At 68.1% G+C, this 26,552-nt stretch carries 24 protein-coding genes and 1 pseudogene; 14 read left to right on the top strand and 11 right to left on the bottom strand.

Annotated elements, in window-relative coordinates:
• Nucleotides 1-240: 240 nt before the first annotated feature.
• The 7 genes and pseudogenes from QHF84_RS10840 to QHF84_RS10870 form a co-directional block, all read right to left on the bottom strand.
• A complete protein-coding gene (locus tag QHF84_RS10840; protein WP_281313155.1) occupies nucleotides 241-2,259 on the bottom strand; it encodes an HTTM domain-containing protein in 2,019 nt (672 codons plus the stop codon).
• Nucleotides 2,260-2,263: 4 nt separating this feature from the next.
• The gene (locus tag QHF84_RS10845) at nucleotides 2,264-4,285 is read right to left on the bottom strand and encodes a DCC1-like thiol-disulfide oxidoreductase family protein (RefSeq protein WP_281313156.1); all 2,022 of its coding nucleotides are present in this window, start codon (nucleotides 4,283-4,285) and stop codon (nucleotides 2,264-2,266) included.
• Between the two features lies 1 nt (nucleotide 4,286).
• Nucleotides 4,287-5,390 (bottom strand): annotated as a pseudogene (locus QHF84_RS10850) (tryptophan 2,3-dioxygenase family protein); the annotation flags it as partial.
• 109 nt (nucleotides 5,391-5,499) lie between these two features.
• Nucleotides 5,500-6,135, bottom strand: a complete 636-nt coding sequence (locus tag QHF84_RS10855) for a hypothetical protein (RefSeq protein WP_281313158.1) — start codon at nucleotides 6,133-6,135, stop codon at nucleotides 5,500-5,502.
• Nucleotides 6,132-6,512, bottom strand: coding sequence for a hypothetical protein (locus tag QHF84_RS10860; protein ID WP_281313159.1), 381 nt, complete (start codon nucleotides 6,510-6,512; stop codon nucleotides 6,132-6,134). Before QHF84_RS10860 ends, QHF84_RS10855 begins: the two co-directional genes overlap by 4 nt.
• A gap of 36 nt (nucleotides 6,513-6,548) precedes the next feature.
• Nucleotides 6,549-6,848, bottom strand: a complete 300-nt coding sequence (locus tag QHF84_RS10865) for a hypothetical protein (protein WP_281313160.1) — start codon at nucleotides 6,846-6,848, stop codon at nucleotides 6,549-6,551.
• A gap of 2 nt (nucleotides 6,849-6,850) precedes the next feature.
• The gene (locus QHF84_RS10870) at nucleotides 6,851-8,320 is read right to left on the bottom strand and encodes an MBOAT family protein (RefSeq protein ID WP_281313161.1); all 1,470 of its coding nucleotides are present in this window, start codon (nucleotides 8,318-8,320) and stop codon (nucleotides 6,851-6,853) included.
• A gap of 51 nt (nucleotides 8,321-8,371) precedes the next feature.
• Between QHF84_RS10870 and QHF84_RS10875 the strand changes: the two genes are divergently transcribed.
• The 3 genes from QHF84_RS10875 to QHF84_RS10885 are packed head-to-tail and all read left to right on the top strand — an operon-like array spanning nucleotide 8,372 to nucleotide 10,526.
• Nucleotides 8,372-8,914 (top strand): hypothetical protein, encoded by a 543-nt coding sequence (locus tag QHF84_RS10875; RefSeq protein ID WP_281313162.1) that lies wholly within the window; start codon nucleotides 8,372-8,374, stop codon nucleotides 8,912-8,914.
• 4 nt (nucleotides 8,915-8,918) lie between these two features.
• On the top strand, nucleotides 8,919-9,725 hold the full coding sequence (locus QHF84_RS10880) for a polysaccharide deacetylase family protein (RefSeq protein WP_281313163.1): 807 nt from the start codon (nucleotides 8,919-8,921) through the stop codon (nucleotides 9,723-9,725).
• A 33-nt stretch (nucleotides 9,726-9,758) separates the two neighbouring features.
• Entirely contained in the window at nucleotides 9,759-10,526 is a 768-nt protein-coding gene (locus QHF84_RS10885) for a transglutaminase-like domain-containing protein (protein WP_281313164.1), read from the top strand.
• On the opposite strand, the gene QHF84_RS10890 is transcribed toward QHF84_RS10885, so the two are convergent.
• Nucleotides 10,519-11,664 carry a HAMP domain-containing sensor histidine kinase gene (locus QHF84_RS10890; protein WP_281313165.1) on the bottom strand — a complete coding sequence of 382 codons (1,146 nt, stop codon included), beginning with the start codon at nucleotides 11,662-11,664 and terminating at the stop codon, nucleotides 10,519-10,521. The two genes, QHF84_RS10885 and QHF84_RS10890, sit on opposite strands and share 8 nt — an antisense overlap.
• A 77-nt stretch (nucleotides 11,665-11,741) precedes the next feature.
• Between QHF84_RS10890 and QHF84_RS10895 the strand changes: the two genes are divergently transcribed.
• The 5 genes from QHF84_RS10895 (at nucleotide 11,742) to QHF84_RS10915 (ending at nucleotide 16,728) form a co-directional block, all read left to right on the top strand.
• Nucleotides 11,742-13,904: a diguanylate cyclase gene (locus tag QHF84_RS10895; protein ID WP_281313166.1), complete on the top strand. Its 2,163-nt coding sequence runs from the start codon at nucleotides 11,742-11,744 to the stop codon at nucleotides 13,902-13,904.
• Nucleotides 13,905-13,944: 40 nt separating this feature from the next.
• Entirely contained in the window at nucleotides 13,945-14,334 is a 390-nt protein-coding gene (locus QHF84_RS10900; RefSeq protein ID WP_281313167.1) for a hypothetical protein, read from the top strand.
• A gap of 174 nt (nucleotides 14,335-14,508) precedes the next feature.
• Nucleotides 14,509-14,886 carry a hypothetical protein gene (locus tag QHF84_RS10905; protein ID WP_281313168.1) on the top strand — a complete coding sequence of 126 codons (378 nt, stop codon included), beginning with the start codon at nucleotides 14,509-14,511 and terminating at the stop codon, nucleotides 14,884-14,886.
• A gap of 332 nt (nucleotides 14,887-15,218) precedes the next feature.
• Nucleotides 15,219-16,001: a hypothetical protein gene (locus QHF84_RS10910; RefSeq protein WP_281313169.1), complete on the top strand. Its 783-nt coding sequence runs from the start codon at nucleotides 15,219-15,221 to the stop codon at nucleotides 15,999-16,001.
• A gap of 46 nt (nucleotides 16,002-16,047) precedes the next feature.
• Nucleotides 16,048-16,728, top strand: a complete 681-nt coding sequence (locus QHF84_RS10915) for a Uma2 family endonuclease (protein ID WP_281313170.1) — start codon at nucleotides 16,048-16,050, stop codon at nucleotides 16,726-16,728.
• A 4-nt stretch (nucleotides 16,729-16,732) separates the two neighbouring features.
• Here QHF84_RS10915 and QHF84_RS10920 read toward each other — a convergent pair whose 3' ends face one another.
• Nucleotides 16,733-18,781, bottom strand: coding sequence for a cyclic nucleotide-binding domain-containing protein (locus QHF84_RS10920; protein ID WP_281313171.1), 2,049 nt, complete (start codon nucleotides 18,779-18,781; stop codon nucleotides 16,733-16,735).
• 179 nt (nucleotides 18,782-18,960) lie between these two features.
• Between QHF84_RS10920 and QHF84_RS10925 the strand changes: the two genes are divergently transcribed.
• The 5 genes from QHF84_RS10925 (at nucleotide 18,961) to QHF84_RS10945 (ending at nucleotide 23,936) form a co-directional block, all read left to right on the top strand.
• Nucleotides 18,961-19,752 carry a hypothetical protein gene (locus QHF84_RS10925; protein WP_281313172.1) on the top strand — a complete coding sequence of 264 codons (792 nt, stop codon included), beginning with the start codon at nucleotides 18,961-18,963 and terminating at the stop codon, nucleotides 19,750-19,752.
• Nucleotides 19,753-19,829: 77 nt separating this feature from the next.
• On the top strand, nucleotides 19,830-21,455 hold the full coding sequence (locus QHF84_RS10930) for a hypothetical protein (protein ID WP_281313173.1): 1,626 nt from the start codon (nucleotides 19,830-19,832) through the stop codon (nucleotides 21,453-21,455).
• Nucleotides 21,456-21,474: 19 nt separating this feature from the next.
• On the top strand, nucleotides 21,475-22,158 hold the full coding sequence (locus QHF84_RS10935; protein WP_281313174.1) for an NUDIX hydrolase: 684 nt from the start codon (nucleotides 21,475-21,477) through the stop codon (nucleotides 22,156-22,158).
• On the top strand, nucleotides 22,155-23,180 hold the full coding sequence (locus QHF84_RS10940) for an NAD(+)/NADH kinase (protein WP_281313175.1): 1,026 nt from the start codon (nucleotides 22,155-22,157) through the stop codon (nucleotides 23,178-23,180). Before QHF84_RS10935 ends, QHF84_RS10940 begins: the two co-directional genes overlap by 4 nt.
• Nucleotides 23,181-23,600: 420 nt before the next feature.
• Nucleotides 23,601-23,936, top strand: a complete 336-nt coding sequence (locus QHF84_RS10945) for an HU family DNA-binding protein (RefSeq protein ID WP_281313176.1) — start codon at nucleotides 23,601-23,603, stop codon at nucleotides 23,934-23,936.
• 100 nt (nucleotides 23,937-24,036) lie between these two features.
• Here QHF84_RS10945 and QHF84_RS10950 read toward each other — a convergent pair whose 3' ends face one another.
• Complete coding sequence (locus QHF84_RS10950; RefSeq protein WP_281313177.1) at nucleotides 24,037-24,684, bottom strand: hypothetical protein; 648 nt, start codon at nucleotides 24,682-24,684, stop codon at nucleotides 24,037-24,039.
• A gap of 237 nt (nucleotides 24,685-24,921) precedes the next feature.
• On the opposite strand from QHF84_RS10950, the gene QHF84_RS10955 reads away from it, so the two are divergent.
• The gene (locus QHF84_RS10955; protein WP_281313178.1) at nucleotides 24,922-26,223 is read left to right on the top strand and encodes a citrate synthase; all 1,302 of its coding nucleotides are present in this window, start codon (nucleotides 24,922-24,924) and stop codon (nucleotides 26,221-26,223) included.
• Nucleotides 26,224-26,313: 90 nt separating this feature from the next.
• On the opposite strand, the gene QHF84_RS10960 is transcribed toward QHF84_RS10955, so the two are convergent.
• Entirely contained in the window at nucleotides 26,314-26,538 is a 225-nt protein-coding gene (locus QHF84_RS10960) for a hypothetical protein (protein WP_281313179.1), read from the bottom strand.
• Nucleotides 26,539-26,552 lie beyond the last annotated feature (14 nt).

Below are 26,552 nucleotides of genomic sequence, written 5' to 3' on the forward strand. Positions count from 1 at the left end.
GCCCATGGCCGTCGGATCCCCGCCGAAGATCGAGCGAAGCAGGGAGGACGTCGCGCATACAGTCCAGAGAATCCTAAACGAACCCGAACCGTTTGCCCATCGCACGTTCGGGTCTCGACGCGTGCGATGCAAGCCAGCCCGCACGGCCACACCGGAAACGCAAAACGAAGAGCGCTCCGGACGGCCCACGCGTGTCGCACACAGAATCACGCGCCGCGCCGATGAGATGCTCCGAACCGCTCAGTTGCCCGCGCTCTCGACCTTGGGCTCGGGCGGGAGCGGCGGATTGCCTGGGGCAGGCCTGTATCCAGGCTTGCGGTATGTCAGGATCGCAATCTTCTCATGCTTGTACGGCTGCGTTTGTCCAGGCAGAGGGCACTGGTCTCGCAGCCAGTACACGTCGAACGCGACGAGCTCGTCCTCGGGCCGGCCCGTCTCTTCGTGCCAGCGCAGGAGGTACTCCTTGAGCCCATGACGGAACACCTTGTTCCGATCGAGCCGGATGCGGTTGAAGTAGTCCTGCCAGATCTGGTTCAAGCCGAGGCCACGCGCGTCCGAGAGATTGAGGTCGGGCGCCTCGCCGGTGAAAGGATCGACGCGGCGGCCGCCGATCGTGACGGCGTCGATCGAGATCGAGCCGTCGTCGCTGATCGGGTTCGGCGCGAACATACCCCAGCCCTGGAACATGCGCGGATAACCGAGCGTCGCCTGCATGAGCCACGGCTGCTGGTGCTTGAAGGGCGCGGGGACGGACTTGTTCTCGTTCAGCACCTGGCTCACCGCGCAGACGAAGAACCAGGCCACGAGCGCCTCGCGTAGGCCCACGCGCACGCGGCCCAAGCGCGCGGCGAGCGGGGAAGGCTGGGCGCTCGCTTCACGGCCGCGCGGCGTCGCGGAGAGGCCGAAGGCGCGGGCGACAGCGTCGCGACGATGCGCGACGTAGCCGAAGAGCGGGCCCGAGAGGCCGAGCGAAACGACGCGGAAGAGCGGCCAGAGGAAGCGGCCCGCCGGCAGCGAGCGGGCGATGGCGGCGAGCGCCGCGTGGTCGTCGTGGGCCTCGTTCGTCGCGGGATCACGGACGCGGAGGAGCTTCGGCGTGGCTTCGTCCTCGGGGCTCGGCTCGAACGTGAGGCGCTCGCAGTGGTCGAGGCGCGCGAAGAGGCGGCAGAGGAAAAACGCGAGCGGCGAGCGCCGATCGTAGACGACGACCCAGGCGCGGGCCTTCTTCGTGTACCAGCGGCCGAGGATCTCCCAGTGCACGGGCTGGGGGAACAGGAAGCCCCAGGCGATCATGAACCAGGAGAACGGGCCGAGGCGCATCATCACGCCGAAGGTCCCGTGCAGGCCGGTCATCAGGAGCATCGCGAGCGGCCGCGTGACGCGACGGCCGGCGGGGGCGAGGATGAGCGGCACGAGGATCGCCTCGACGACGAGCACGCTCCAGGCGACGGGCCGCATCATCCAGAGGGGCATGTATTCGCGGAACGGCACGGCGAGCCCCGTGATCATGCGATCGAGGTGGAGCACGTAATGGACCGTGTCGCCCTTGCGCCAGATATTTCCTGATTTGTTGACGACGTTGAAATAATAAATGACCGCGATGTTCAGCGTCGTGAGCAGCCCGATCAGCGAGACGTAGGGCTTCGTGGCCCAGGCGAACGGGGCGCGCGCGTTGAGCTCCTCGGGTGAACGCTCCTTGCGCTCGCGGAACGAGCGCAAAAGCGCGTCGACGGAGAAGCGCTGGCCGGTGGGCATGAACATCGCCCAGCCGAGAACCAGGTTTTCCACGACGTACCCGCCGTTCTCGACCATGACGAGCCGGTTGTCGAGGCTCGTCACGAAGAAGAACGAGAGGATCGAAAAGATGCGGGTGTGCCAGCCGATGAAGAAGCAAAAATGGCAGAGCGTCGCGATCGCGAAGGCGACGTGGACCTCTTCGAGCGAGGAGAACGCGTGGAAGATGCTGAAATTGAAGCCGCTGCTCGGACGGAAGAGGTGGTAATGGTTCGTGAGGACGCCCTCGTTCGAGTAGAACCAGCGCGCCTCCTTCCAGTGCCGGATGCAATCGGCGGTGACGAGGAACCCGATCACGAGCCGGAAAAACCCGAGCGTGCGCGGGTCCATCGTCATGTAATGGTCACGCAGCCACGCGAACGCGGCGCGGAGGCGGGAAAACCGCGGTCGAGCGGGTTTGTCCTCTCGCGGCTCGTCCTTCGGCACGTCGGCCGTGACCTCGCCCTCGGCGGCTATTTCGGCCACGGCCTTACTCCTGCCGGCGGACGTCGGGCTTGAGGATCGGGAGCCTGTCGATCGCCAGGCGCCCGCCGCGCGAATGCGTGAAGAGTTTTTCGCGGCCCTTCTCGACCCGCGCCGGGCTCTCGCCCGGCTTGCCGATCGTGTACGTCACCCAGTACGCGTCGTACCCCGAGAGCTGCTCGTCCGGCGCGCGGCCTTCGAGCGCGGGGCCGCCCTTGCTGAGGTAATCACGCAGGGCCTTCTGGAACGGCTCGTACTCGCGCTGGCGGACGCGGTAGAGGTAATCGTTCCAGAGCTGGCCGAGCTTGCGCGCGTTGAAGGCCGCGGGGTCGACCGCGGGCGGGGCGCCCGTGAGCGGGTCGATGCTCGCGCCCTTGCGGTTCTGGCCGTCGATCACGAAGACGCCTTCCTCGGCCCCGTTCACGGCGAGCACGTCCCAGCGCTCCATCATGCGCGGCCAGGCGACGACCGCCGAGAGGAGTTTTCCCTGGGGAATCGAGAACCGGAGCGGGTTTTCCTTGGCCGCCTGGGCGAGCGCCGCGACGAAAAGCACGAAGACGAACGCCTCGCGGAGGCCGCCGGAAAGGAGACGCTGGGCGCGGACGGCGGACGGGACGTCGAGGGGCGAGGCGGCGTCGGATTCGGCCTCGTCGTTCGGCGCGGGGACGCCGCACGCGTCCATGCCGAGGAGCACGCTGATGTCGGCGCGCCGCTTCGCGAAGGCGTCGTAGAAGAGGTCGAGCAGGTTCGAGATGCCGGGCAGGCGCATGACGAAGGCGAGAGGCCTTCCGAGCGGCAAGGCCCGGACGATCTCCGCAATGCCGTGGCTCCGCGTGAAGACCGTGCCTTTCGCGTCCACGACGACGATCGTGTTCTGCACGAGCTCCTCGGTGATGCCCTCCGGCAGGTCGACCTTTTCGATCGTGCCGTCGGCTTTGCCGCGGAGGAGGGCCGCGAGGTCGCCATTGCCCTGGAACGTGAGGTGGTGGTGGGCGTCGAGGCGCTTGGCGAGGCGCGCGAGCCACAAGCAGACGCCGCAATCCTCGTCGTAGACGACGCTGCGCGCGCGCGAAGGCGTGAAGCGGCGCGCGAAGGCGTCCCAGCTCTCCGCGGGCACGAGCAGCGCTGCCGCGGCGAGGAGCGTCCAGGCATACAGGCCGAGCGAGAAGAGGAGACCGAGCGCGAGCGAATACACGACGAGCAGCGCCACGGCGATGCCACGCAGCGGACGGCGCGCCACGGGGACGAGCACGAGGAGCGGGACGGCGCATTCGGTGGCGAGGAGCAGATACGAGAGGCCCTTCAAGACGCCGGTCGGCGCGTGCTGGAGCCGCGCGCCGAAATCGCTCACCCAGCGCTCGACCTGGAGCGCATGATAGAGCCCGCTGCCATCCCGCCACGGCCCCGCGAAATGCCAGGCCGCGGACGCGACCAGGATGATCACGATTTGCAGCGTGACGGCGAGCGCCGCGAAGGAGAGCGGCGACCAGCCGGGGCCGCGCGTGGCCGAAAGCTCGGCCTCCGTGGGCCGCGGGCGATCGTTCAAATCCGCGTCGGTCTTCTCGTCGCGATCCGCGAACGAGCGGACGAGGGCGTCGACGGAGAAGCGGCTGCCGAGCGGCAGGAAGAGCGTGAAGAAGAGGAGCGCGACGGCCGCGTAATTGCCCTGGTTTTCGAGCAGGATGTTCCGCGAGCCGAGGCTCACGAGGCAGACGAGCGAGAGCGCGTGGAAGACGCGCGCCTTCCAGCCGAGGAGGAAGCCGAGATAAACGAGGAGGATCAGGGCGAACGCGACGTGATTCTCTCCGACGCTCGAAAAGGCGTGGAGAAAGCTCCAGACCTGGCCCTTGTCGCGCAGGTTGAAGATGTGGTTGTGATTCGGGAGGACGCCCTCGTTCGAATAAAACGCGCGCACCCAGGGCCAGCGGCGAAAGAGATCGCCCAAAAGGACGAGGGCCATCGCGATGCGAAAGAGACCCAGGGAGCGGGCGTCGATTGTAAGGAAGCTCGACAGAATTCGTTTGCCCACGTCAATCCTCGACACGGAATCGGTACTCGTCCTCGTGCGAGAGCAAGGGGACGCTCGGCTTGCGGAGCAAGATCGTCCGCACAGCCCAGAGGTCGTTGAAAATGCGATAACGAAGCGCCGTCTGATCCAGGTAATCGACGCCCGCAGACCCCCCCGTACCCGTGCGGCGCCCGATCACACGCTCGACCATGCGCGCGTGCCGCTGGCGCCAGATGATCATCTGCTGCTCGACCGCGATCACGAGGTCGATGACCTCGCGCGGCCACGCCAAGCGCGGCAGCTCCCGGTAGCTCTCCAGGAACACGATCGCCGCGCGCAGGCGGCGTCGGAAGGCGCGCGCCTCGTCGTCGAGCCCCTCCTCGTCCTCGGCCCGCAGGAACCGCTCGGCGAACCGGATCTCGGCGCGGTAACGCTCCTCGAGCCGCGTGATGTCGTCGGCCGTGAGCGCGTTCTGCTTGGCGAGCCGCACGCGGTTCTCGATCTCCTTCTCGTGCCCCGCGATGAACGCCTTCGCGAAACGATCGGCCGACTCCTGCGTCGCAGGGCCGTCGATCGGCGTGCGCGCGAGCCACTCGTAGAGCACGGTCTTCAGGCTCGGACCGCTCTCCCTGCGCTGCTCGACGCGGGCGAGCGCCGAAGACGCAGAGCCGTCCGAGGAGCGGAGCGCGGCCATGTAGCTGCCCTCGCGGCCGAGCGGGATACGCAGGTTGTCGTCGAGCCCGAGCAGGATCTCGATCTCGCGCATCTGCGCCGACTGGAAGCCGCTCGCCGGGATCAAGCGGTCGCGGAAGTCGAGGTAGTCGCGCGTGGTGAGCGTCTCCATCACGCGGAAATGCGGCACGGCCTGCTCGAAGAGGGCGACGACGCGGCGGAGCGAGGTCGCCGCGTTCGCGAGCTTCATGTCAGGCACGGGGTTCTGCCGGAAGAGATCGCGCGCCGTCTCGAGCTCGCGCAGGATGAGCTTGAACCAGAGCTCGTAGACCTGGTGCACGACGATGAAGACGACCTCATCGTTCGAAAGCTTGCTCTCGTCGTTGTCGAAGCCGCCCTGCAGCGAAAGGAGCTCTTCGACCTTGATGTAGTCCCAGTAGTTGCGCATGCCTCGGCTCCTCGACGCGTGGCGAGTCTACTGCCCACACGCGAAAACGGAAGCCACGAGGCGCGCGCTCGAAGAGCGGCCACGCGCTGCCACTAACGTAACGTCGGCCTCTGGATCAGGGCGTCGTGGTGAAGCTCGTACCCTCGGGCCCGATGTTCACGGGTGGCCCGTAACTCCGGAGTTCGGCGCGCTCGTGGGCCATACGCGCTTCGACGTCGAGAACGGTGATGCCGACATCGGGACAAAACGTGGTCGTGTACCGGACGGGTACATCCCCGCCGCGCTCTTCGACCGTGACGACACATCCAGCGAAGCGCCCCGCCGGGACCGTCACGCTCTGCCCGACCGCTTCGATGCGCGTCCAGCCGCCATGCTCGCCGGTCCAGGACATGCCGACGGCGATCGGCGCGCGGAGCACGTAGACCGAGCGGCCGAGGAGCGCGACGCCCTCGCTCGTGAACGCGACGCGGCGCGCGCCCGTGGGCGTGACGAGCTCGCCCTCGAACGCGCTCGTGCGGCGGGCGCGGACGAGCAAGAGGCCACGCTCGCCGTCGTCGCTCGTCGTCTCGTAGTGCCAGAGGTTTCCGTGCACGAGCGGAAAATACCGCTCGATCGGCAGGCCGGATGACGCGCCGACCATGCCCTCGCCGGGCGTGGTGAACGAAGGCCGCGGCTCGGGCGCGGCGGGCCCGCACGAGGCGAGCGCGAGGCCCGAAAGGACGAGGGCGAGGGCTCCGCGCCTCGGCCTCATGGGGTGGGCGCGAGCCGGTGAGAGAAGTACCAGACCGTGAAAAAGGCGAGGAGCAAACACGCGGCGAGGAGCATGTACTTCGCGAGCGGATCGGGCTCGATCCGACGGAGCAGCTCCTCGGCGGCGCGACGCACGGCCGGGTCGTCGGTGCTCTTCACGAGGCGTCCGCCGTCCTCGCGGACGCGGGCGTAGTCGCCGCGATCGAAGGCGGCGAGCAGCGCGTCGAGGCGCTCGTCGCGCGGAAACCGCTGCGCGAACGAGGGCACACCTTCGCGCGGCGCCTTCGCCTTCTTCTTGCGCTTTTTCTTGGAGCGCGTGGCCTCGTTCGGCTCTTCGGCCTCGCCCTCGGGCTCCGCGCCCTCTTGCGTCTCGCTCATCGTTCGGTCCTGTCGCGCAGTGCGCCGGTTCGATGTCTACCTTGGAAGGACGATCGTGTTCTGATCGGGTCGGTCCTTCCAGCCGATGGGCCCGTCGCCCTCGCCCTTCACCTCGCAGGAGAGGCCCTCGCAGAGCGTCCGATAGTACGCCTTCCGGCCGCAGCCGATGGCCTTGTAGACCCCGCCGAACTCCTCCGTGACGCGGACCTCCGCGTCGGGGCAGTCGAGGTCCTTGGCCGCGTGCACGCGCACGAGCGGCGCGGCCGCGCCACGCCCGTTGATCGTGCTTTCGCAACCGACGAGGCCGAGGAGGAGGAGCAGGGCGAAAGGGCGCATGGTCAGAACTGGAAGTACACGAACGGTACGGCCTTCACGCTCGCCGCCTCGTGCAGCACGACGGCGACGAGGAAGAGCACGGCGCCCTGCGCGGGGGCGGGCAGGGCCGTGAACGCGGCGCGCACTCGATCGTAGATCACGCGCGGCGTGTGGTGCACGGCGATCCCGAGGCCGAGCAGGGCGACGACGATGAGCGGCAGGTTCGGGTGGAAGGTCGTCCCCGTCGAGATCTGCTTCAGAACACGCGTGCCGATGTCGAAGGTTGGAGCACGGAAGAAGATCCACGCCAGGCAGACGTAGTGGAACGTGAGGATCACGCCGATCGGCTTCGGAAGAAGGCGCTTCGGCTTGCCCGCGCTCTTGCCCCCGGCGCGCTCGACGGCGCGCGTGACGGCGAGGCCGAGCCCGTGCAAAAAGCCCCAGAAGACGAACGTCCACGACGCGCCGTGCCAGAGGCCGCCGAGGAGCATCGTGAGCATGAGGTTGCGGTACGTGGCGAGGTTCGAGCCGCGGTTTCCGCCGAGCGGGATGTACAGGTAGTCGCGCAGCCAGCTCGACAGCGAGATGTGCCAGCGGCGCCAGAACTCGGCGAGGTTCGATGAGGTGTAAGGCGCGTCGAAGTTCGGCGGGAAGCGCACACCGAGCAGGAGCGCCGAGCCGATCGCGATGTCGCTGTAGCCCGAGAAGTCGCAGTAGATCTGGACGGCGTAGCCGTAGACGCCCGCGAGCACCTCGACCGCGGAGTAGTTCTCGGGGCGCTCGAAGATGCGATCGACGAGGTGGATCGCGAGCTGATCGGCGAAGACGACCTTCTTCAGGAGGCCTGTCGCGATGAGGAACATCGCCTCGGCGCCCACGCGGCTCGGCAGGGAGGGGACGGCTTCGAGCTGCGGCAAAAGATCACGCGGACGAACGATCGGGCCCGCGACGAGGTGCGGGAAAAACGAGACGAAGAGCAGGTAGCGGAGGTAGCTCCGGTGCGCCGGCAGATCGCCGCGGTAGACGTCGATGACGTAGCTCATCGACTCGAACGTGAAGAACGAGATGCCGACGGGCGGGAGCAAGACCCGCATCGCGTCGCTCGTGTGCGGCGTGGTGCCCGTGAGCCACGCGCGGAGGAGCTCGACGTTCTCGACGCCGAAGTTCCAGTACTTGAAGAAGCCGAGGAAGCCGAGGTTGAGGACGACGGTGATCGTGAGCAGCGCCTTGCGGCGTGAGGCCCGCGTCTCGTTCGCGATGATACGGGCGAGGAAGAAGTCGACCGTCGACGAGCCGAAGATGAGCGGCAGGTACCGCCAGTTCCAGGCGGCGTAGAAGCCGTAACTCATCGCAAGGAGAAAGATGATGCGCGGCCACGAGGCGAGGAGGCGCCCGCCGAGCGTGGCGAACGAAGGTTTGAGGGTCGAAAGGCCCCACCAACCGACGAACGCAACGGCGAAGAAAACCGCGTACTCGATGCTGATGAAGTTCACGAGCGGGCCGCATGTTGAACGGCGCGGGCTGCCGTGCCAAGGATTACGGTGATGCTCGGGCGCCTGATCATAGGGATCATCAAGGGCCTCGTCGTGGGCGGGCTCATCGGGTTCGGGCTTTTGAAGCTCGGATTTGCCGTACTGCCTGCGTGGCTCGCGTACATCGCCGCCGCGATCACCGGCGTCGTGATCGGCCTCATCGCGGGCAAACCCATCTGGGCGAAGGACGCGAAGATCGAGGCCGGGATGAAGGCCGTCGTCGGCGCGCTGCTCGGCGCCGGGCTCATGTTCGCCGCGCGCAAGTGGCTGACGATGTTCCTCCCGACCGACCTCTTGAGCCAGATCGGCGTGATGACGAAGAGCGAGGCGATCCGGTTCGGCTACTTCCCCATCACCTCGCTTGCCACGATCGCCGCGCTGCTCGGCGGCTTCTACGACGCGGACAACACGCCCGAGCCCGAGGGCGAGGCGAAGGAAGAGGCGAAGGCGCCACCGGCGAAGGCCGGGCCGCAGAAGCGCATCGCGCAGCCGGCCGAGGACGAGCTCGACGAGGATTTCGACACGTCGGCGGACGAGAAGAAGGCGAAGAAGTAGAGCGGTGCCGCCCGCGCGGATCCTGTTCTACATGGCGACGTTCGGAGCCCTCGCGCTCGTCGCGCGTTCGCTCCTGATCGGGCCCGTGCCCACGTGGATCACGCTCTCGGCGCTCGCCGCGTACACGGCGATCGTCATGTCCGGCGTGCTTTCCTTGCGCCTCCGCATGTTCGTCGACGCGGTCTGCCGCGGGCCCGACGACGCGCGCGGCGTGGCCCTGACCTTCGACGACGGGCCGAACCGCACGCACACGCCCAAGGTGCTCGACCTGCTCGATCGGGCGAAGGTCAAGGCGACGTTCTTCGTGATCGGCAAAAAGGCCGAGGCGCACCCGGAGATCGTGCGCGACATCGTGGCGCGAGGGCACACGCTCGGTTCGCACGGCTACGCGCACCCGCGGACGTTCGCCATGCTGCCCACGTCCGCCGTGCGCGCGGACATCGAGCGCTCGCTCGTGGTGCTGGAGAAGATCACGGGGCGCAAGCCGACCCTGTTCCGGCCGCCGATCGGGCACACGAACCCGCGCATCGCGAAGGTCGTGGACGAGCTCGAATTGACCGTGGTCGGCTGGTCGGTGCGGGCGATCGACGGGCTCGCCTCCGCGGACGCGACGAAGGTGGCGGCGCGCGTCGTGCGAGGCCTGGAAGATGGGGCGATCGTGCTCTTGCACGACGCGGCGGAGCGCGACGATCACGTGCCGGCGAGCCTCGGCGCGTTGCCCGCGATCCTCGAAGGCCTGCAGGCGAGGAACCTCGCCGGCGTGGCGGTCACGGATTTCGTGGAAGGAAGCCGCGAGGAAGGTGCAGCCTAGGGCCCCGAAGAGCGCTACGAACGAAGACGGATCATGGTGCCTTCTCGCCCGAGCCTGACGCTGTTCGCCCACCTCGTCTCGCGTCCCGAGTCGGAGATCGATCTCGTGCAAGCCGCGCTCGTCTTCGCCGAGAGCGAGTACCCGTCGCTCGACGTCGCGCGGTACGTGGCGACGCTCGAAGGGCTCGGCCGCGCCGCCGCCCGTCGCATCGCGCAGGCCGCGCCGCACGGGACGACGGAGGAGCGGGTGCGCGTGGTGCTCGAATGGCTCTACGGCTCGCAAGGCTTCCGCGGCAACGCCGAGGAGTACTACGACCCGCGCAACAGCTACCTGAACGAGGTGCTCGACCGGAAGAAGGGCATCCCGATCACGCTCGCGATGGTGCTGCTCGACGTGGCGACGCGCGCGGGGATCGACGCGCGAGGGATCTCGTTCCCGGGGCATTTCCTGGTCAGCGCGGGGGAGCGGCAGAAGCAAGCGTCGGGACTCGTGATCGATCCGTTCCATGGGCGGATCCTCGGCAATACGGAGCTCGAAGCGCTGCACGCGCGGGTGACGGGCTCGGGGCCGCGGGTCGATCCGCGGCTGCTCGAACCCTGCAGCAAGCGTCAGATCCTGGTCCGCATGCTCTCGAATCTGCGTAGCATCCACGCGTCGCGGAACGACGACGAGCGGCTGCGCAACGTGCTCGAACACCTCGTGGTGATCGCGCCGTCGCCGGAGCTCTCCCGCGAGCTCGAACGTCTCGGCGGCAGCCGCGCGATCCTCGCCCGGCCGAGCGCGCACCGCTCGTTCAACTGACGTCCTTCGCCACGAGCGGCACCGTGAAGGAGAAGCACGCGCCCGCGCCCTCCTCGCCGTGCTCGACGCCGATCGATCCGCCCACGGATTCGAGCAAGCCCCGACAAACCGCAAGCCCGAGGCCCGTGCCTTTGCCGACGTCCTTCGTCGTGGTGAAGGGTTCGAAGAGGCGATCGCGGATGGCCGGCGCCACGCCGGGGCCGTTGTCGCGGACCTCGACGCGCACGCCCTCGGGCGCGCGGCGCGCACGGAGCTCGATGCGGCCTCCGGACTTGGGGACGGCGTCGGCCGCGTTGAAGAGCAGGTTCAAAAGGACCTGTACGAGGCGCGGTTCGGAGAGCGCGACGAGCGGCAGGTCCTTCTCGACGTCGATCGAGATGTCCACGTCGCGCAGGGCCTTCTGCGGTTTGACCAGGGCGAGCGCGGCGTCGAGCGCTTGCGAAAAGGATCCAAAGGCCTCGGGCGATCGTCCGTCACGCACGCTCGTGGCGGGGCGCGCGAAGTCGAGCAGGTCGCGCAGGATGCTGTGGATGCGCTCGGTCTCGCGCTTCATGCGTTGCAAGAAGTCACGCTGATCGGCCTCGTCGAGGCCGCCGGCGAGGAGCAGCTCCTCGAAGCCGAGCAGCGCCGCGATGGGGTTTCCGATCTCGTGCGCGAGCCCGGCCGCGAGTCGCCCCACCGAGGCGAGGCGCTCCGATCGCACGAGCCGCTCCTGCGCGCGTTCGAGCTCCTTCGCGTATCGCGTGGCCTCGTCGATCTTCACGCGCAGGCTCTCCTCGTCGGCGCGAAGCCGCTCGGTCATGCGCGCCACGCTGTCGGCGAGCTCGGCGAGTTCGCGCGCCCCCGCGCGTGGTAATTCGAGTCTCCGCGCGCCCTCGGCCACGCGGCCCGCGGCGCGTGAGAGGCGCTCGATCGGATCGACCACGAGCCGCGTCATCGCGAGGTACATGAAGACGAGCAGCGCGAGGGCGAAGATGCCCATGTAGAGGGCGAGGAGGCGGATGAGCGGCGCCGTGGGGATGACCCCCGCCATGCTGGCCCGGTGCAAGCTGACGACGGCGAAGAAGAGAGGCAGGAAGGCGAGGACGAGGAGCGTGCCGAGGGCGACGAGGAGTTGAAGCCGTATGCCGGGGCGCACAGGCGTTAGCGTAGCCGTCTTCTCCCAAAACTAGGCCCGGCGCGACGCCCTCTGATACGGGGGCCTTACCACCCCGCATGGCTCCGCTCGTGGTCCTCGTGCTCAAGCTTCGGCGCCTTGGCCGCGCGGCCTTGCCGCTCCTCTCTGCGATCGGCCTCGGTGCGATCGTGGTCGCGTCCACGGCGAGCCCGCTCTCGCTCTGGATCGAGGCACCTGCCTCGGCGCTCTTGCTCGGTCTGCTCGCGGCACGCGCGTCGCGACGCTCCCGGGCGATCGAGGGAACGCTCCGCCTCGACCTCGAGGTCGGCGCGCTCCTCACCGTGCTCGTCTACGCGATCGTGACGCGCAGCGACGGCGCGCTCGACGGGCGCCTCTACCCGCTCGTCTACGTGTGCGTGGGCCTCGTGAGCGCGTTCGCGCGACCGATCGCCACGGTGCTCGTCCTCGCCTTCGCGCTCGGCCTCGACGCGTCGGTGCGGCACTGGGCCATGGTGGCGTCGAGCTTCGAGCGGCTCGCTTATTCGGGTGCGTTCATGGTCGTGTTCGCCTCGTTCAACGCGCTGCTCCTGCGCGCCGAGATCGCCCGCGCCCGCAGCACGCTGAAGGAGCGCATCCAGGCCGAGGTGGAAAAACTCCGCGACGACGCGCGCAGCTACCGGCTGCTCGGCGCGCCGGCCGGCGGGCGCAACGCGTCGCGGGCGAACGACGAGGAGCGGCTCGTGCGCTCGGGCGTGGAGGAGATCCACCAGTCCGTGCTCTTCGCGCTCCGGCTCCTGCGGCAGGCGATGAACCTGCACACGGCCGTCCTGCTCTGGCAAAACGACGCCGGGACGCACCTGCGCATCAGCGAGCTCTCGACGGACGATCCGAACGTCGCCGAGGGCCCCTTCCTCGCGGGCGACGGCATCTTCGGCGCGGCGATCACGCAGCGCGAGGCCGTCGCGCTCCGCGGCCTCGAGCCGCGCCACAAGCTCCCCTACTACACGGGCCCCTGCCCCGTGCGCGCCGCGCTCGCGCTGCCTGTCTTCGAGCACGGCTCCATCCGCGGCGTGCTCGTCCTCGACCGCATCGCCGACGAACCCTTTGGCCTCAAAGAACAAGAGCTCGCCATGGAAGCCTGCCGCTACGCGGTGCGTGCCATCCAGAACGAGCGCGTGTTCGTGCAGCTCGAACGCGCCAAGGTGGAGCAGGGCCGGCTCTACCGCGCGGTCGAGAGCCTCAACGCCGCGACGACCGAGGCCGAGGTCGTGGAGGCCGGCCTGCGCACGGCGCGCGAGATCACGAGCGTCGACTTCGCCGCGGTCACGCTCTACGACGAGTCGCAGAAGGCCCACGAGATCCGCGCCGTCAGCGGCGGCGACGAGGCGAACCTCGTCGGCCAGCAGTACAAGAAGAACGCGGGGCTCGTCTCGATGGCGCTCGAAAACAAGCACCCGCTGCCCTACCGCGGCGAGTACGACGAGAAGCGCCAGATCGTCTTCACGAAGAAGCTCGCGCCCCCGAGCATGCCGTCGATGATCGTGCTGCCGATGCTCGTGCACGACAAACCCCTCGGCACGCTCGTGCTCGGCTCGCGCCGGCGTGCCGCGTTCGGCGACGCCGCGCGCAGCACGCTCGAAGTGCTCACGAGCCACGTCGCCGTCTCGCTCGCGAACGCCCGCATGATGCGCAGGCTCGAGGAGATGGCCACGCTCGACGGCATGACGGGCCTCTACAACAAGCGCGCGATGCTGGAGATCGCCGACCAGAAGATCAAGGCGGCCAAGCGCTTCGGCCGCAAGCTCAGCGTGCTCGTGACGGACATCGACCACTTCAAGAAGGTCAACGACACCTACGGGCACGACGCGGGCGACGTGATCATCAAGGGCCTCGGCGAGGTGCTGCGCCGCGAGCGTCGCGCGACCGACGCGATCGCGCGCTTCGGCGGCGAGGAGTTCGTGGTGATCTGCGAGGAGACGGATGCGCGCGGCGCGATGCTGCTCGCCGAGCGGGTGCGCGAGGAGCTCGGCAAGACGATCTTCCACGCGCCGAAGCCCGGCCCGGACGGTCAACCCGTGACGATCCGCGTGACCTGCTCGATCGGCGTGGCGAGCTTCCCCGAGGCCGGCGAGACCTGGGACGACCTGTTCAAGGCCGCGGACGAGGCCCTCTACGCCTCGAAGCGCGGGGGCAGAAACCGCGTCACCGCCCACGCGTCCCTGCCCCGGGCGGCCGGCTCGAAAGCGCAACACGCAGCCTGACGGCTTGCGAGCGCGCTGACACGACCCCTACACTCAGGGCATGAGCGCGAACGACGATCGAGACGATCGCAACGAGCAAGCGGAGCGGGCGAAGACGCACCTGGTGCAAGGGCTCGGCCACTTGTTCCGCGCGGCCACGATGGCGGCGACCGGGATCAAGAAGGAGCTCGACCGCACGGACGTGGGCAAGCAAGTCGAGGTCGCGGGTCGCGAGATTTACCGCGCCGCGAACCACGTGGTGAGCCGGTTCGGGACGGAGATGCTGTTCGGGTCGAAGGACAAGGACAAAGAGAAGAAGCCGTCGCCGGAGGACGAGCGCAAAGGCGACGATCGGGATCCGCCGCGGTACCCGCCGGGCCAGAAGCCGAAAGGGCCGACGGAGGAGGATCCGGGGTTCCGGATCATGACGGATGATGAGGAGCCGAAGTAGGGCGGCTTCGACTGCCGAGCCCAGTTCCGACAGACGCGGCCACCTGGGACTGGCAGCCGATGGAATCGGCTGACCACATCCGGAGCCGTTCAGATGGGATCAACATTCGTGGAGTTTCGGGGCCGAGGCTTCGAGGCGAGTGATCCGACTCTCGAAATCTGGCTTCTACTCCTTGTGGACGCCATCGACAAAGGGCCGAGCGTTCCCGACTGGCTCGAGGAAGCGCGCCAAGAATGGCACACGCAAGCCACCGCTGGGTTCGGCTTTGGCGTGATGCCAGGCCTGGACGCGATCGTGACCAGCTCCGAGCGACGCGAGGTCATCCTCGAACTTTGTTCGAAGGCCATGAAGCGGCTGCGCGATTACGGTCCGGTCGTCCCCAAAGTCGAGCTCAACGCGATTCTCATGGCCGGCCCGCAAAACATGTTTCCCGATGACGTTCCGACCGAACTGTTCGAGAGGGTTGGAGATGCCTTCATGAAGCTTCTGCGTGAAGAACTCACGCCGGAAGAAAGCGACGCTCGCATCTGGCTGCCCCGGCGAAAGGCCTGATTCTCTGACGCAGCAGATGCACGCGTCGCCACGCTCGGAAGGCGTCTCGCCCCGCGAAGGTCCACTTCGGGCCCACCCGCCGCGCCGCTCCCCCACCGAACCCCTTCCCCATCGCCCCCACCTCGCGCCGGGCCGGTCGATCTTCGATCCCGCCTTCCACCGGCGCCCTCCGCGCCGCTCGACCTCGCCTCCCGCCGCCCCCGCCTCCCTCCGCGCCCCCGATCGCCGCGCCCCGTTCGTCTCCGGAGCCCCGTCTTCAATTTGAAACTCCCACCCCGGCCACCTCCGCACCCCCCCTTCCCAAGCCTCCTTCGTTCGGGTACCTACATCCCATGAGCGAAGCCAAAGCTTCCCGCATGGTCTCCGACCGCGTCGCGATCACGAACACCGTGGTCGCCGCGATCGACATCCACGGCCCCGAAATCGCGCCCACCCTGGAGAAGATCCTTTTCCCCGGCGGCGTCCCCGGGGACCTCACGCTTGCCACGCTCCTCGCCGCATTCGGCAATCACCTCCGCGCCCGTGCCAACCAGCTCGTCACCGCCGACCGCACGCACATGGTCGAGCTCTCCGACGACGACGGCTACCGCGCCAAGCGCGACGAATGCACCGCCGAGACGAGGGACTTCCTCGGCACGCTTCGCACCGGCCTCGCTCGCAATTATGGCCAGGTCGTTGCCGGTGCTTATGGCCTCGGCGCCCACATTCCCGAGGATCCGCACACCGTCCTCGTGCTCGCCGATAATGTCGAAAATCTCCTCCGCAATCGCCCGCTCACCGAGCCGCCGAAGAACAAGAGCCTGAAAATCGATCCCATCGCGGCCGCCGACGACCTGAACGCCAGCGCCTCGGCATTGAAGACCGCACTCGGCGATGTCGACCGCGAAAAGCGCGAGGCGCAGCTCACGCAGACCGCCAAGAACGAGGCCATGGCCGCCTGGGGAACGTCCTATTCGGGCGTGGCCGATGCAGCCGCCTCCTTTTTCCTCCTCGCCGGCCGCCCCGCCCTGGCCGAACGTGTCCGGCCCACGGCGCGACGCAGGGCCGGCTTGCCCGAGCCCGAGGATACCGTCGGCGGTGGTTCGGACGCCGCGGGCGGAGGCACGACACCCTGAATACGTCCGCTTGCCACGAGGTGCATCGTCATGCAGGGTCCTTGGCATGACGTCCCTGGCCATTTCCACGGAGCCCGAAATCGAGGAGCTGCCGTCTGACCTGCCGCCGGACGACCTCGAGAGCGACGAGCCCCCCATGGAGTCCACCGAGCACCTCGCCCAGCTCCTGCTGCTCCTCGACAGCATCGAACTCTACTGGAAGGAACGCGCCGACTTCTTCGCCGCGGGCAATCTGACGATCTACTTCAGCCCGAAGCAGCTCAAGAACGAGAAGTTCAACGGCCCCGACTTCTTCATCGTGCTCGGCACCGAGCGTAAGCCGCGCAAGAGCTGGACCGTCTGGCACGAGGACGGCAAGTACCCGAACGTGATCGTCGAGGTGCTCTCGCACAGCACGAAGAAGCTCGACCAGGGCCTCAAGAAGCAGGTCTACCAGGACGTCTTCCGCACGCCCGAGTACTTCTGGTTCGATCCCGAGACGAACGAGTTCGCGGGCTTCCGGCTCCTCGGCGGCCAGTACGAGCCGATCACACCCGACCGCGACGGGCGGCTGTGGAGCACACAGCTCGATCTCTCCCTCGGCGTTCACGAAGACAAGCTGCGCTTCTTCACGAAGGAAGGCGCGCTCGTCCCGACCGGTCGCGAGCTCGCAGAGACCGAGCACGCCCGCGCCGATCGCCTCGCCGAAAAGCTCCGCGCCCTCGGCGTCGATCCCGACTCCGTTTGACGTCCTAGTATTCGAACCCGCTCCCCCCGATGAACTCCCGGAGGATCGACGTCGGCGGCACGTGATCCGGGTAGATCGTCACCACCTTGTCGATGAGCTGCCGCAGCCGATACGCCGTCCCGAACGCGGGATGATCCTGCGGCACTTCGAGCAGGTAGCGATCCGCGAACACCTTGATCACGCCGAGCTCGTAGACGAGCGACGAGTCGAAGATCGCGTCGGCCTGCGCGAGGAACGGGAAGATGTTCGTGCGTTCGCCCGCGCGCACCGACGGCCAGCGCTGGATGTTCGCCGCCGCGTTCGTCCCGCGCCCGTGCCGGTCGCGCACGATGCGCCGGAGCAGGCGTACGTCGGACACGTGAACGCGGTTCACGCGGTCGAACGGCAGCGCCGTCATCGGCTGGATGAAGATGCGGAAGACCTTGTCCCGCGGGAGGATTCCATCGAGCAGCTTCGGGTTCAGCCCGTGGATCCCCTCGATCAAGAGCACGTCCGAGCTTCGCAGCGTCACCTCGCGCCCGCCGTCCGGGTGGCTCTTGCCCGTCATGAAGTCGTACCGCGCCGTCTTCACCGTCTGCCCGGCGAAGATGCGCCCGAGGTGATCACGCAGCGCGCCGACGTCGAGCGCTTCGAGCGCCTCGTAGTCGTACTCGCCCCGCGCGTCGCGCACCGTCTTCTCGCGGTCGACGTAGTAGTCGTCCAGCGACAAACCCACCGGGTGGATCCCGTTCACGAGGAGCTGCACCGTCAGGCGTGAGAGGAACGTCGTCTTGCCCGAGGACGACGGGCCCGCCACGCAGATCACCCGGATCGTCCCGCGCCCCGCGATCGCGTCCGCGATGCGGCTGATGCGCTTCTCGTGCTGGCCCTCGCTCACCCGGATGATCTCCGGCGTCTTGCCGCGCACGCACGCGTCGTTGAACGCGCCCACGCTCGTGATGCCCAGCGTCGTCAGCCAGGGTTCGTCCTGCCGCACCCCGTGCCGCGCGGATTCGGGCTGGATGTCCTCGTGCAGCCGCGTCGAAGGCGGCGCCGCGCCGCCCTCGGGCGCCACACGCAGCTCGTCGCCGTAGCGCAGCATCACCGCCTCGCCGTCGACCTCGATGCGGAACGGAAACGGTGCGATGCGCCCCGCGCTCGGCAAGAGCGGCGTCATCGACAGCACCGCGACGGCCCCCGCGCAGACGAGCTGCACGTGCCCCGTTCGCCACGTGCGCAAGAGCGCGAGCAGGTCCCGCGCGCCTTCCTCGGCGAAGTGGCTACGCGCCTCGTCCACCGTCCAGAGCTCCTGCTGGATCGGCACGTCCGTCGCGACGAGCTCGTGCATCATCCCCGTCACGCGCTCGGCCCACGTCGTGAGCGAGAGCGCGCCCGGGTGCATGAGCTCGATCGACTGACCGAAGCCCGTGCCGGGCCCGAGCCGCACGAAGACATCGGGAAAGGCGCGCCGTGACGCTTCGAGCAGCAAGAGCCCGAGGCTCGCGCGATAGACGCGCTTGCCTTCCCAGTGCGACGCGCAGAGCGGCTCGACGTGCGCGTCCGAGGTGATCGGCATCCCGAGCGCCACGGCCTTGTTGTTCACGAGCGCCGCCACCACCGGATCGCCGTCGACGTCGCGCGGCACGAGCTCGCCGAGGAGCGTCCCCGTCCGCACCCGCGTCCATGCGCGGTTCACCGTGACGTCGACGAACACGCGCCGCGGCAAGGAGCGCTCGCGCAGGAGCGCGCCCACGCTCTCCGTCATCTCGGTCAGCTCTTTTCCGAGCGACGCCACGAGCGACTGCGTCAGGCAAAGCGCGAGCTCCGGGTCTTGCTTCGACATCCGCTCGTACTGCTCGTGCGAGAGACGCGCGAGCGTGAGCGTCGACTCCGCCACGACGCTCGAGGTCCGCAGGCGCCTCGCGATGAGCGCGAGCTCGCCGAAATGCGCGCCCGGCCCGATGAGACCTAGGTCCACGTCCGCGCGGCGAAGATGCGCTTCGCCCGACACGACGAAGTACATCTCCCGCCCGACCTCGCCCTCGTGCATCACGACCGACTGCGGCGGAAGCACGACGTGTTCGAGGTACGAGACCAGCCTCCACGACGTCGCACTGCAAATTTGCGCGAAGAGTGCGCTCGTTGCGGTCAGCGCGTCGATGGACGCACGCGGGATGGGTTCGGGGGGATAGGGCAGCGTCGGCGACGACATACGGCGCAGGGAGAGCTACCATGCGCGCGCGAGGTGCCTTCATGCGTACTTCTTTTCATCTTGGACTTTTGTCGATCGTGCTCGGTCTCGGCTCCGTGGCTGCTTGCGCCGCGGAGGTGGAGTCGCTCTTCGCCAGCGGCGGCACGGCCGGCGCAAACGGCGGCGCCGGCGGCGTCGGCGGCGCGGGCGGACAAGGCGGGCTCGGAGGCATGGGCGGGCAAGGCGGGCTCGGCGGCGCGGGCGGGCAAGGCGGCGCTGCATCGAGCTCGAGCAGCGCTGCGACGGGCACGGGCCCGAGCTCGAGCAGCGCGGGCACTGGGGGACAAGGCGGACAGGGCGGCGGCTTCGATCCGCAGGCCTGTGGAACATGCGCGTTCGGCGCTTGCCAGAACGAGATCTTCGCCTGCGGCCAGGCGTGTCAGGGCTTCTTCGGCTGCGCGCAGAACTGCACCGACAAACCCTGCGTCGACGATTGCCTGACGCAGTACCCCCAGGCCCAGCCGGCCTACGATTGCACGTGCGGCTCGTGCAGCGCGCAGTGCGGCAGCTACTGCGACGGCGCGGCGAGCACGACGGCGAGCTCGAGCGCGAGCGGCACGGGCGGCGGCGGCCCTGCGTGCAGCACGTGCTCCGAGGTTCTCCAGGGCGGCGGAAACGATCCTCCTTGCCAAGGCTCGGACACGCTGCTCGGCGCGCTCTTCACGTGCACCTGCCAGCAGAGCTGCACGACCGAGTGTGCCAGCTCCTGCCAAGGCGGACAGCCAAGTCAGGCCTGTTTGGGCTGCGTGCAGCAAAAATGCGGGCAACAGCTCAACGCTTGTCTGCAGGACTGAAACGTCCTCGACACGCCATCGTCGAGAAGTCGCCGTCGCCGTGACGCTGCACGTTCGTCACGGTAAGAATGGCGACCATGCGTATTTCTTCGCTTAGGTCTCCGCTTCTTCTGCTGCCGCTGCTCACGCTCGCCGCGGTGCCTTTTGCGTGCGCCAATCCCATTCAAAGGCCCGACGTCAGCAGCGGCTCGGGGGGTGATGGCAGCGCAGGCGGCGCGGGCGGCGCGGGCGGCGCGGGCGGCTCCGATGGCGACGCCGGCCCCGACGTCACGCCCGGCAGTCCATGCACCACGGACCTCGACTGCGTGGCGCTCGAAGGCCCTTGCAGCGACGGCGTGTGCGCCGGGGAGAACGGCTGTCAGCTCGTGCCGAAGAACGACTTCGGCCCTTGCGACGACGGCCTCTTCTGCACCGTCAACGACGTCTGCTTGAGCGGCGCGTGCACCGCGGGCACCTCGAAGATCTGCCCGTCGAACGGCGAGTCCTGCAAGATCGGTAGCTGCAACGAGGCGACCGACGCGTGCGACTTCGCCCCCGTCAACGAGGGCGGCTTCTGCGACGACGGCGATCCGTGCACCGACCTCGGCACGTGCAAGGCCGGCTCGTGCCAGCTCGGCCCGCCGATCGACTGCTCCTTCCTCAACGACGACTGCTCCGTCGGCCAATGCGACAAGCAGCTCGGCTGCATCGCCGTCCCGCAGAACGACGGCACGTTCTGCGACGACAAACAGTTCTGCACCGTGGAGGACGTCTGCGTCTCCGGCCAGTGCGTCGGCAAGCCGAACCCCTGCACGCCGACGGCCGATCCGTGCAAGGTCCCGCAGTGCGACGAGATCCAGAAGACCTGCGTCGCGATCCCGGGCAACGACGGCGCCGCGTGCGAAGACGGAAACACCTGCACCGAGGGCGAGGTCTGCGCGGGCGGCGCGTGCGGCAGCGGCATGCCCGTGCCTGCGGGCACCTCGTGCAACGACAACAAGGTCTGCACGACGGGTGAGACGTGCGTCGCGGGCACCTGCGGCGGCGGCACGCCGATCCTCGCCTGCGCGAATGGCGACGGCTGCTGCCCTGCGGGTTGTGATCTCTCGACGGACGACGACTGCAAGCTGCTCAAGATCGCCGTGATGGGCGGACCGTTCTACGTCGACGACCTGCGCGCCCACCTCGCCACGCAGCCCTTCGTCGGCTCGGCCGTGGTGAACACCGATTGCTCGCTCGCCACGCTCCAGAAGTTCGACGTCGTGATCACCCACGGCCAGATGACCTGCTTCAGCCCCTCCACGCTGAACACCTACGTGCAGGGAGGCGGCGGCGTCATCGCCACGCCGTGGATGTACAGCAACTACGGCGACCTCGATCTCTTGCCCGTCACGGGCCAGGTCATCAACAGCTTCCAGAGCTTCCCGCTCAAGGTCAACGTGACCGACCCGTCCGACGTCCTCCTGCAAGGCGTCACGTTCCAGCCCAACGACTACGTCGGCTGGGAGGAGGTCCAGTTCACGCTCAAGCCCGGCGCGAAGAGCTCGGTCGTGTGGCTCGGAGATCTCACGAGGCACGCCGTGGCGAAGTGGCAGTACGGCAGCGGCCGCGTCGTCTATCTCGATTTTCATTACCTCACGTCCGATTGCTCGCTCGCTTCGGGCTACACGTGGGGCAAACAGCTCGCGTACAACGCCGCGCTCTGGGCTGGAAAAGTCCTGTAACGCACGGACCGTTCGGCGTATGCTCCGGGCTCCGGCGATGCCGCTGCCACCCTTGCCACGCATCCTGCTCACGCGGGAACAGCACGCAGAACCGAGCTCGCCCGCCTTCCTGCGCGTCCAGCGCGTCATGCTCCGCGCCGCCTTCCCGGACGGCGAAGAGAGCGAGCCTTTCTCCTACGATATCGTCTGTCGGGAGCGGCTCGACGCCGTGGTCATCGCCGCGCACTTCCGCGACGAGAAGGGCGCCCGCCACGTCTACCTCCGCTCCTCGGTGCGCCCTCCCGTCGCGCTCCGAGACCGCGCGACCTCGCCCGTCTCCGAGCGCGACGACCTCGGCAACCTCTGGGAGCTGCCCGCGGGCCTCGTCGAAGTCGAGGAACGGAGCCCCGAAGGCCTGCTCCTCTGCGCCGCGCGTGAGCTCGAGGAAGAGCTCGGCTTCGAGGTCGATCCGCGCTCGCTCGCGCCGCTCGGCCCTTCCTCGTTCCCGGCGCCTGGCATGGTCGGCGAGCGGCACTTTTTCTTTCACGTCGAGGTCGACCCTGCGCGGCGCACGACGCCGACCGAGGACGGCTCGGTGCTCGAACGCAAGGCCACGATTGCGTCGCTCTCCCTCGACGAGGCCCTCGCGCTCGCGCGGAGCGGCCTCATCGAGGATGAAAAGACCGAGCTCGCGCTGCGCCGCCTCGCGGAGCTCGACTCGTGAAGCGCGCCTCGTCCACGCGACGGAAGACGCCCGTGGGCGCGAACGGCCTCGCGGCCAAGAGCGCGCCGCGGCCCAAGGTCGCGCTCATCATCAAGCGCTCGGCGTACCGCGTGCAGGTGGAGGAGCGAAAGAACGGCCGCATCCAGCGCCTCCTCGCCGCGCACGACCCCACGGTCGCGCACCTGCGCGCCGCGCACGAGGAGCACGAGGCCACCGTGCAGGAGGTCAAAGCCGCGCTCGCGGTGCTCGGCGTGGACATCGCGTTCGAGGGCAGCGTCGGCGACGCCTTCGACGCCCACGGCCTCGACCTCGTCATCACCGTCGGCGGCGACGGCACGCTCCTCAGCGCCTCGCACTCCGTCGCGGATGTCCCCATCCTCGGCATCAACAGCGCGCCCGAGTACTCCGTCGGCTTCTTCTGCGGCGCGCGCCGCGGCGAGGCCGCCCTCGCCATCGGACGCGCGCTCCGCGGCGAGCTGCGCCGTGCCGTGCTCACGCGCATGCAGGTCTGCGTGAACGGCCGCGTCGTCGCGGCCCGCGTCCTCAACGACGCGCTCTTCTGCCACGTCTCGCCGGCCGCCACTTCGCGCTACATCGTCCGGCTCGGCGACATCGAGGAGGAGCAGAAGTCGAGCGGCTTCTGGATCGGCCCCGCGGCCGGCTCCACGGCGGCGCAGCGCTCCGCGGGCGGCCGCGTGATTCCTTTGACGTCCAAACGATTGCAGCTCGTCGTCCGCGAGCCCTACACCCCGCACGGCGAGCGCTACCGGCTGCGCCACGCGCTCATCCCGCCGGGGACGCCGCTCGTCGTGCGCAGCAAGATGACCGACGCAAAACTCTTCATCGACGGGCCGAACCGCACGATCGACGTCGGCGTCGGCGATCTCCTGGAGTTCACGCAGGCGAGCGAGGCGCTCACGGTGCTCGGCATCGCGCCCACGCGGCGCTGGGGCGTCGATCACGACGAACCCGCGTCGCACCCGCCGAGCCGCGTCGCGCACCCCGACGACCACGCGCGCTGATCCGAAAAACGGGTTCGTCCACGCGCGCTCGCCTCTCGGAAGGCCTGTCTCCCGGCCGTCCCGTGAAAAAATTCGCCTCGCACCGGCGCGCGCCGCGTGCTCCCCCCGGAGGAGCCGGATCGGCGCCGACCCTTCGGGATCCGCCGTTTTCGTGGGACCCGGACCTACCACCACGCCGCGATCCTCCGCCTCGCGCCATCGGGGTTCCTCCGGAAGATCGCGCGTTTTGCCTGGAAATCAGGGCTCTTTCAGCCGCTCGTGTGGCCGCGCCGAGGGCCCCTTCCGCCTGCGACCTCGGGCGGGAGCGCTGCCGAATGGCCTATTTTTGTCGCTCCGAACGACGATTTCCCGCTCGACCTAGCGCGTTCCTTGTGGTTGTTTGGGCCGCGAGAGGGGCTTTTACCTCGGAGGAAACACATCATGGCTGGCAAGAAGACGGAGACGAAGAAGGCGGCCTCGATCAGCAAGAGCGCGCTTCTCAACGCGATTGCGGAGGAGGCAGGGGGCGAGATCACGCGCAAGCAGGTCAAGCTCGTCCTCGACAACCTCGCGCTGATCGGCCACCGCGAGCTCAAGAAGGCTGGCATCTTCACCGTGCCCGGCTTCGCCAAGTTCCGCGTCGTGAAGAAGCCGGCCACGAAGGCGCGTGAGGGCGTCAACCCCTTCACGAAGCAGCCGATGACGTTCCCGGCCAAGCCGGCGAGCAAGACGGTCCGCGCCCGCCCGATCAAGGCGGTCAAGGACGCGATGGGCTGAGCCTTCGCTCCCGCTCTCGAAGGGCGGGGCTACGGGTCGCGATACGCCGGTCTTCGCAGAACGAAGCCGGCGCGCGACCCGTTTTTTTTTGTACGCCTGTCTAGCCCGCCTCGCCGACGAGGCTTTCGAACCGCGCGTACGCCTGATCCCGATCCGCCCGGATCTCCTGGGCCCGCGCGAGCAGCGCTTCGATCGGCTCGCCGCGGAGCTTCTGGAACGTGAGCTCCGATCGATCGACCGTGCTCGCCTCGAACTCCTCGATCGAGCTCGCGAACACCGTGCCGCCCTCGTGCACGCCTGCGGGGATGAACTGCACGAACGGGTCGGGCGCTCGGCGCAAAAGACCGATCAGACGATGCGGCGCGTCGCGATCGCCGACGAGCGCGGGGTGAAACGCCGCCATCACCGGCGCTTCCGGGAAAAACCCTTGCAACCGGGCGAGCAGCGTCGAAGCGAAACGCTCGAACACGTTCGGCGGCGGAAGCGCGAGCGGGAAGACCACGTGCAGCACGTTGCTTTGCGCCGCAACGACCGCCTCGCGCGTCGCGTCGAGGTCGGGCTCGTGGTCGAGCATCACGCAGAACTTCCCGAACGCCACGTCCACATCACGAACGAACGGGCAGAGCGCGTACGCTTGCACGATCTCCGTCGCGTAACGCCGATGGACCCGGAGGACCTCGGCGGCGAACGCGGCCGCTTCGGGGTGGGAGGCGAGCTTGCCCCGGATCATCGGTTCGAGCGCGGCCATCCTCGTGTACCTACCAAAGTTTTCCTGGATCGCCGCGGGTTTGCCCCGAGAGACCCGCCGCGATCGCGCCTCGTTGGTGGCCAGACCAACACTTCAAGAGCCGAAACCCTGTGTTTTCCGGTGTCCTCACCGAATTTGCGCGCACGTGGACACTTCCCGTGTGGTTCCGCTCGGCTTATGTCGGGGAGCCGTGGTACTTATGCCGCCGCTGCGGCGGGTGTGGTGAAAGGAGGACGCGTGCAGGAATCGGCCAAGCTCACGCTGAACAAAGATGGACAGGAGCAGACGATCGAGCTTCCGATCGTGACCGGGACGGAGAACGAGAAGGGCATCGACATCTCGACGCTCCGCGCAAAGACCGGCTACGTGGTGCTCGACCCGGCGTTCGTGAACACCGCGTCCACGTCGAGCTCGATCTGTTTCATCGACGGGGAGCAGGGCATCCTGCGGTATCGGGGCATTCCGATCGAGCAGCTCGGTGAGAAGTCCACGTTCGTGGAGGTCGCCTACCTCCTGATCTACGGCTCGCTGCCCAGCCGCGCGGAGCTGTCGCGCTTCTCGACGCTGCTCACGCGGCACTCGTTGATCCACGAGGACATGAAGCACTTCTACGAGGGTTATCCCTCGACGGCGCACCCGATGGCGATCCTGTCGTCGATGGTGTGTTCGCTCTCGAGCTTCTATCCCGAGGCGATCGACGCGGACAACCGCGAGCAGGTCGACATCACGATCGCGCGTCTTCTCTCGAAGGTCCGCACGATCGCGGCCTTCTCGTACAAGAAGTCGATCGGCCAGCCCTTCGTCTACCCGCAGAACTCGCTCTCGTACTGTGCGAACTTCCTCAACATGATGTTCTCGGTCCCGGCGGAGCCGTACGAGATCGACGAGGACATCGTGAAGGTGCTGAACCTCCTGCTCATCCTGCACGCCGATCACGAGCAGAACTGCTCGACGTCGACGGTGCGGCTCGTGGGCAGCGCGAAGGCGAACCTCTTCGCCTCGATCGCGGCGGGCATCTGTGCCCTCTGGGGCCCGCTGCACGGCGGCGCCAACCAGGAGGTCATCGAGATGCTCGAGGAGATCCGCAAGGACGGCGGCGACGTCACGAAGTTCGTGAAGCTCGCGAAAGACAAGTCCTCGGGCTTCAAGCTCATGGGCTTCGGCCACCGCGTGTACAAGAACTACGACCCGCGCGCGCGCATCATCAAGGCTGCGGCGGACAAGGTTCTCTCGAAGCTCGGCATCAAGGATCCGCTCCTCGACATCGGCCGCAAGCTCGAAGAGGCGGCGCTCAGCGACCCGTACTTCGTGGAGCGCAAGCTCTATCCGAACGTCGACTTCTACAGCGGCATCATCTACCGGGCCCTCGGCTTCCCCACGAACATGTTCACCGTCATGTTCGCGCTCGGCCGCCTGCCCGGCTGGATCGCGCACTGGAAAGAGCAGAACGAGAACTCGTCGACGAAGATCGGCCGCCCGCGCCAGATCTACACCGGCGAGGTCGAGCGCAACTACATCTCCATCGAAGAGCGCAGCTAAAGCGCCCTCTGCCGGGCCTGCGTGTGGGGGGGAGGATCGCCTCCCCCTACGCGCCCCGCGCTTCCCTCCCCTCTCGAAGCCTCGTGAACGTCAGTTGATGATCGAGCTGCCGAAGCTCGGCACGGGCTCGTCCATCCGATCGATCGCGGCCTTCAGCCCTGCCCACGCGTTGCGGAGGGCGTCGGCCGACATGCGCACCGTCACGCCGTTCTGAAGCATGGTGACGTGGACCGTGCCGCACGTGCACCGCGTCACGCGCACGGCGCTGTTCGACGCGAGCTCGGTGTGCTCTCCGCACTGCTTGTTGCCAGCCATCGACGAAAATCCTC

Origin of the sequence: Polyangium sp. y55x31, from assembly GCF_029946505.1 — a bacterium.
Lineage (GTDB): Bacteria > Myxococcota_A > Polyangia > Polyangiales > Polyangiaceae > Polyangium.

What these genes read in the sequence shown, in the direction of transcription:
- QHF84_RS10855 (WP_281313158.1), bottom strand. Translation starts at nt 6,135, where the DNA reads ATGAGGCCGAGGCGCGGAGCCCTCGCCCTCGTCCTTTCGGGCCTCGCG.
- QHF84_RS10860 (WP_281313159.1), bottom strand. Translation starts at nt 6,512, where the DNA reads ATGAGCGAGACGCAAGAGGGCGCGGAGCCCGAGGGCGAGGCCGAAGAG.
- QHF84_RS10865 (WP_281313160.1), bottom strand. Translation starts at nt 6,848, where the DNA reads ATGCGCCCTTTCGCCCTGCTCCTCCTCCTCGGCCTCGTCGGTTGCGAA.
- QHF84_RS10875 (WP_281313162.1), top strand. Translation starts at nt 8,372, where the DNA reads ATGCTCGGGCGCCTGATCATAGGGATCATCAAGGGCCTCGTCGTGGGC.
- QHF84_RS10885 (WP_281313164.1), top strand. Translation starts at nt 9,759, where the DNA reads ATGGTGCCTTCTCGCCCGAGCCTGACGCTGTTCGCCCACCTCGTCTCG.
- QHF84_RS10895 (WP_281313166.1), top strand. Translation starts at nt 11,742, where the DNA reads ATGGCTCCGCTCGTGGTCCTCGTGCTCAAGCTTCGGCGCCTTGGCCGC.
- QHF84_RS10900 (WP_281313167.1), top strand. Translation starts at nt 13,945, where the DNA reads ATGAGCGCGAACGACGATCGAGACGATCGCAACGAGCAAGCGGAGCGG.
- QHF84_RS10910 (WP_281313169.1), top strand. Translation starts at nt 15,219, where the DNA reads ATGAGCGAAGCCAAAGCTTCCCGCATGGTCTCCGACCGCGTCGCGATC.
- QHF84_RS10915 (WP_281313170.1), top strand. Translation starts at nt 16,048, where the DNA reads ATGACGTCCCTGGCCATTTCCACGGAGCCCGAAATCGAGGAGCTGCCG.
- QHF84_RS10925 (WP_281313172.1), top strand. Translation starts at nt 18,961, where the DNA reads ATGCGTACTTCTTTTCATCTTGGACTTTTGTCGATCGTGCTCGGTCTC.
- QHF84_RS10930 (WP_281313173.1), top strand. Translation starts at nt 19,830, where the DNA reads ATGCGTATTTCTTCGCTTAGGTCTCCGCTTCTTCTGCTGCCGCTGCTC.
- QHF84_RS10935 (WP_281313174.1), top strand. Translation starts at nt 21,475, where the DNA reads ATGCTCCGGGCTCCGGCGATGCCGCTGCCACCCTTGCCACGCATCCTG.
- QHF84_RS10945 (WP_281313176.1), top strand. Translation starts at nt 23,601, where the DNA reads ATGGCTGGCAAGAAGACGGAGACGAAGAAGGCGGCCTCGATCAGCAAG.
- QHF84_RS10950 (WP_281313177.1), bottom strand. Translation starts at nt 24,684, where the DNA reads ATGGCCGCGCTCGAACCGATGATCCGGGGCAAGCTCGCCTCCCACCCC.
- QHF84_RS10960 (WP_281313179.1), bottom strand. Translation starts at nt 26,538, where the DNA reads ATGGCTGGCAACAAGCAGTGCGGAGAGCACACCGAGCTCGCGTCGAAC.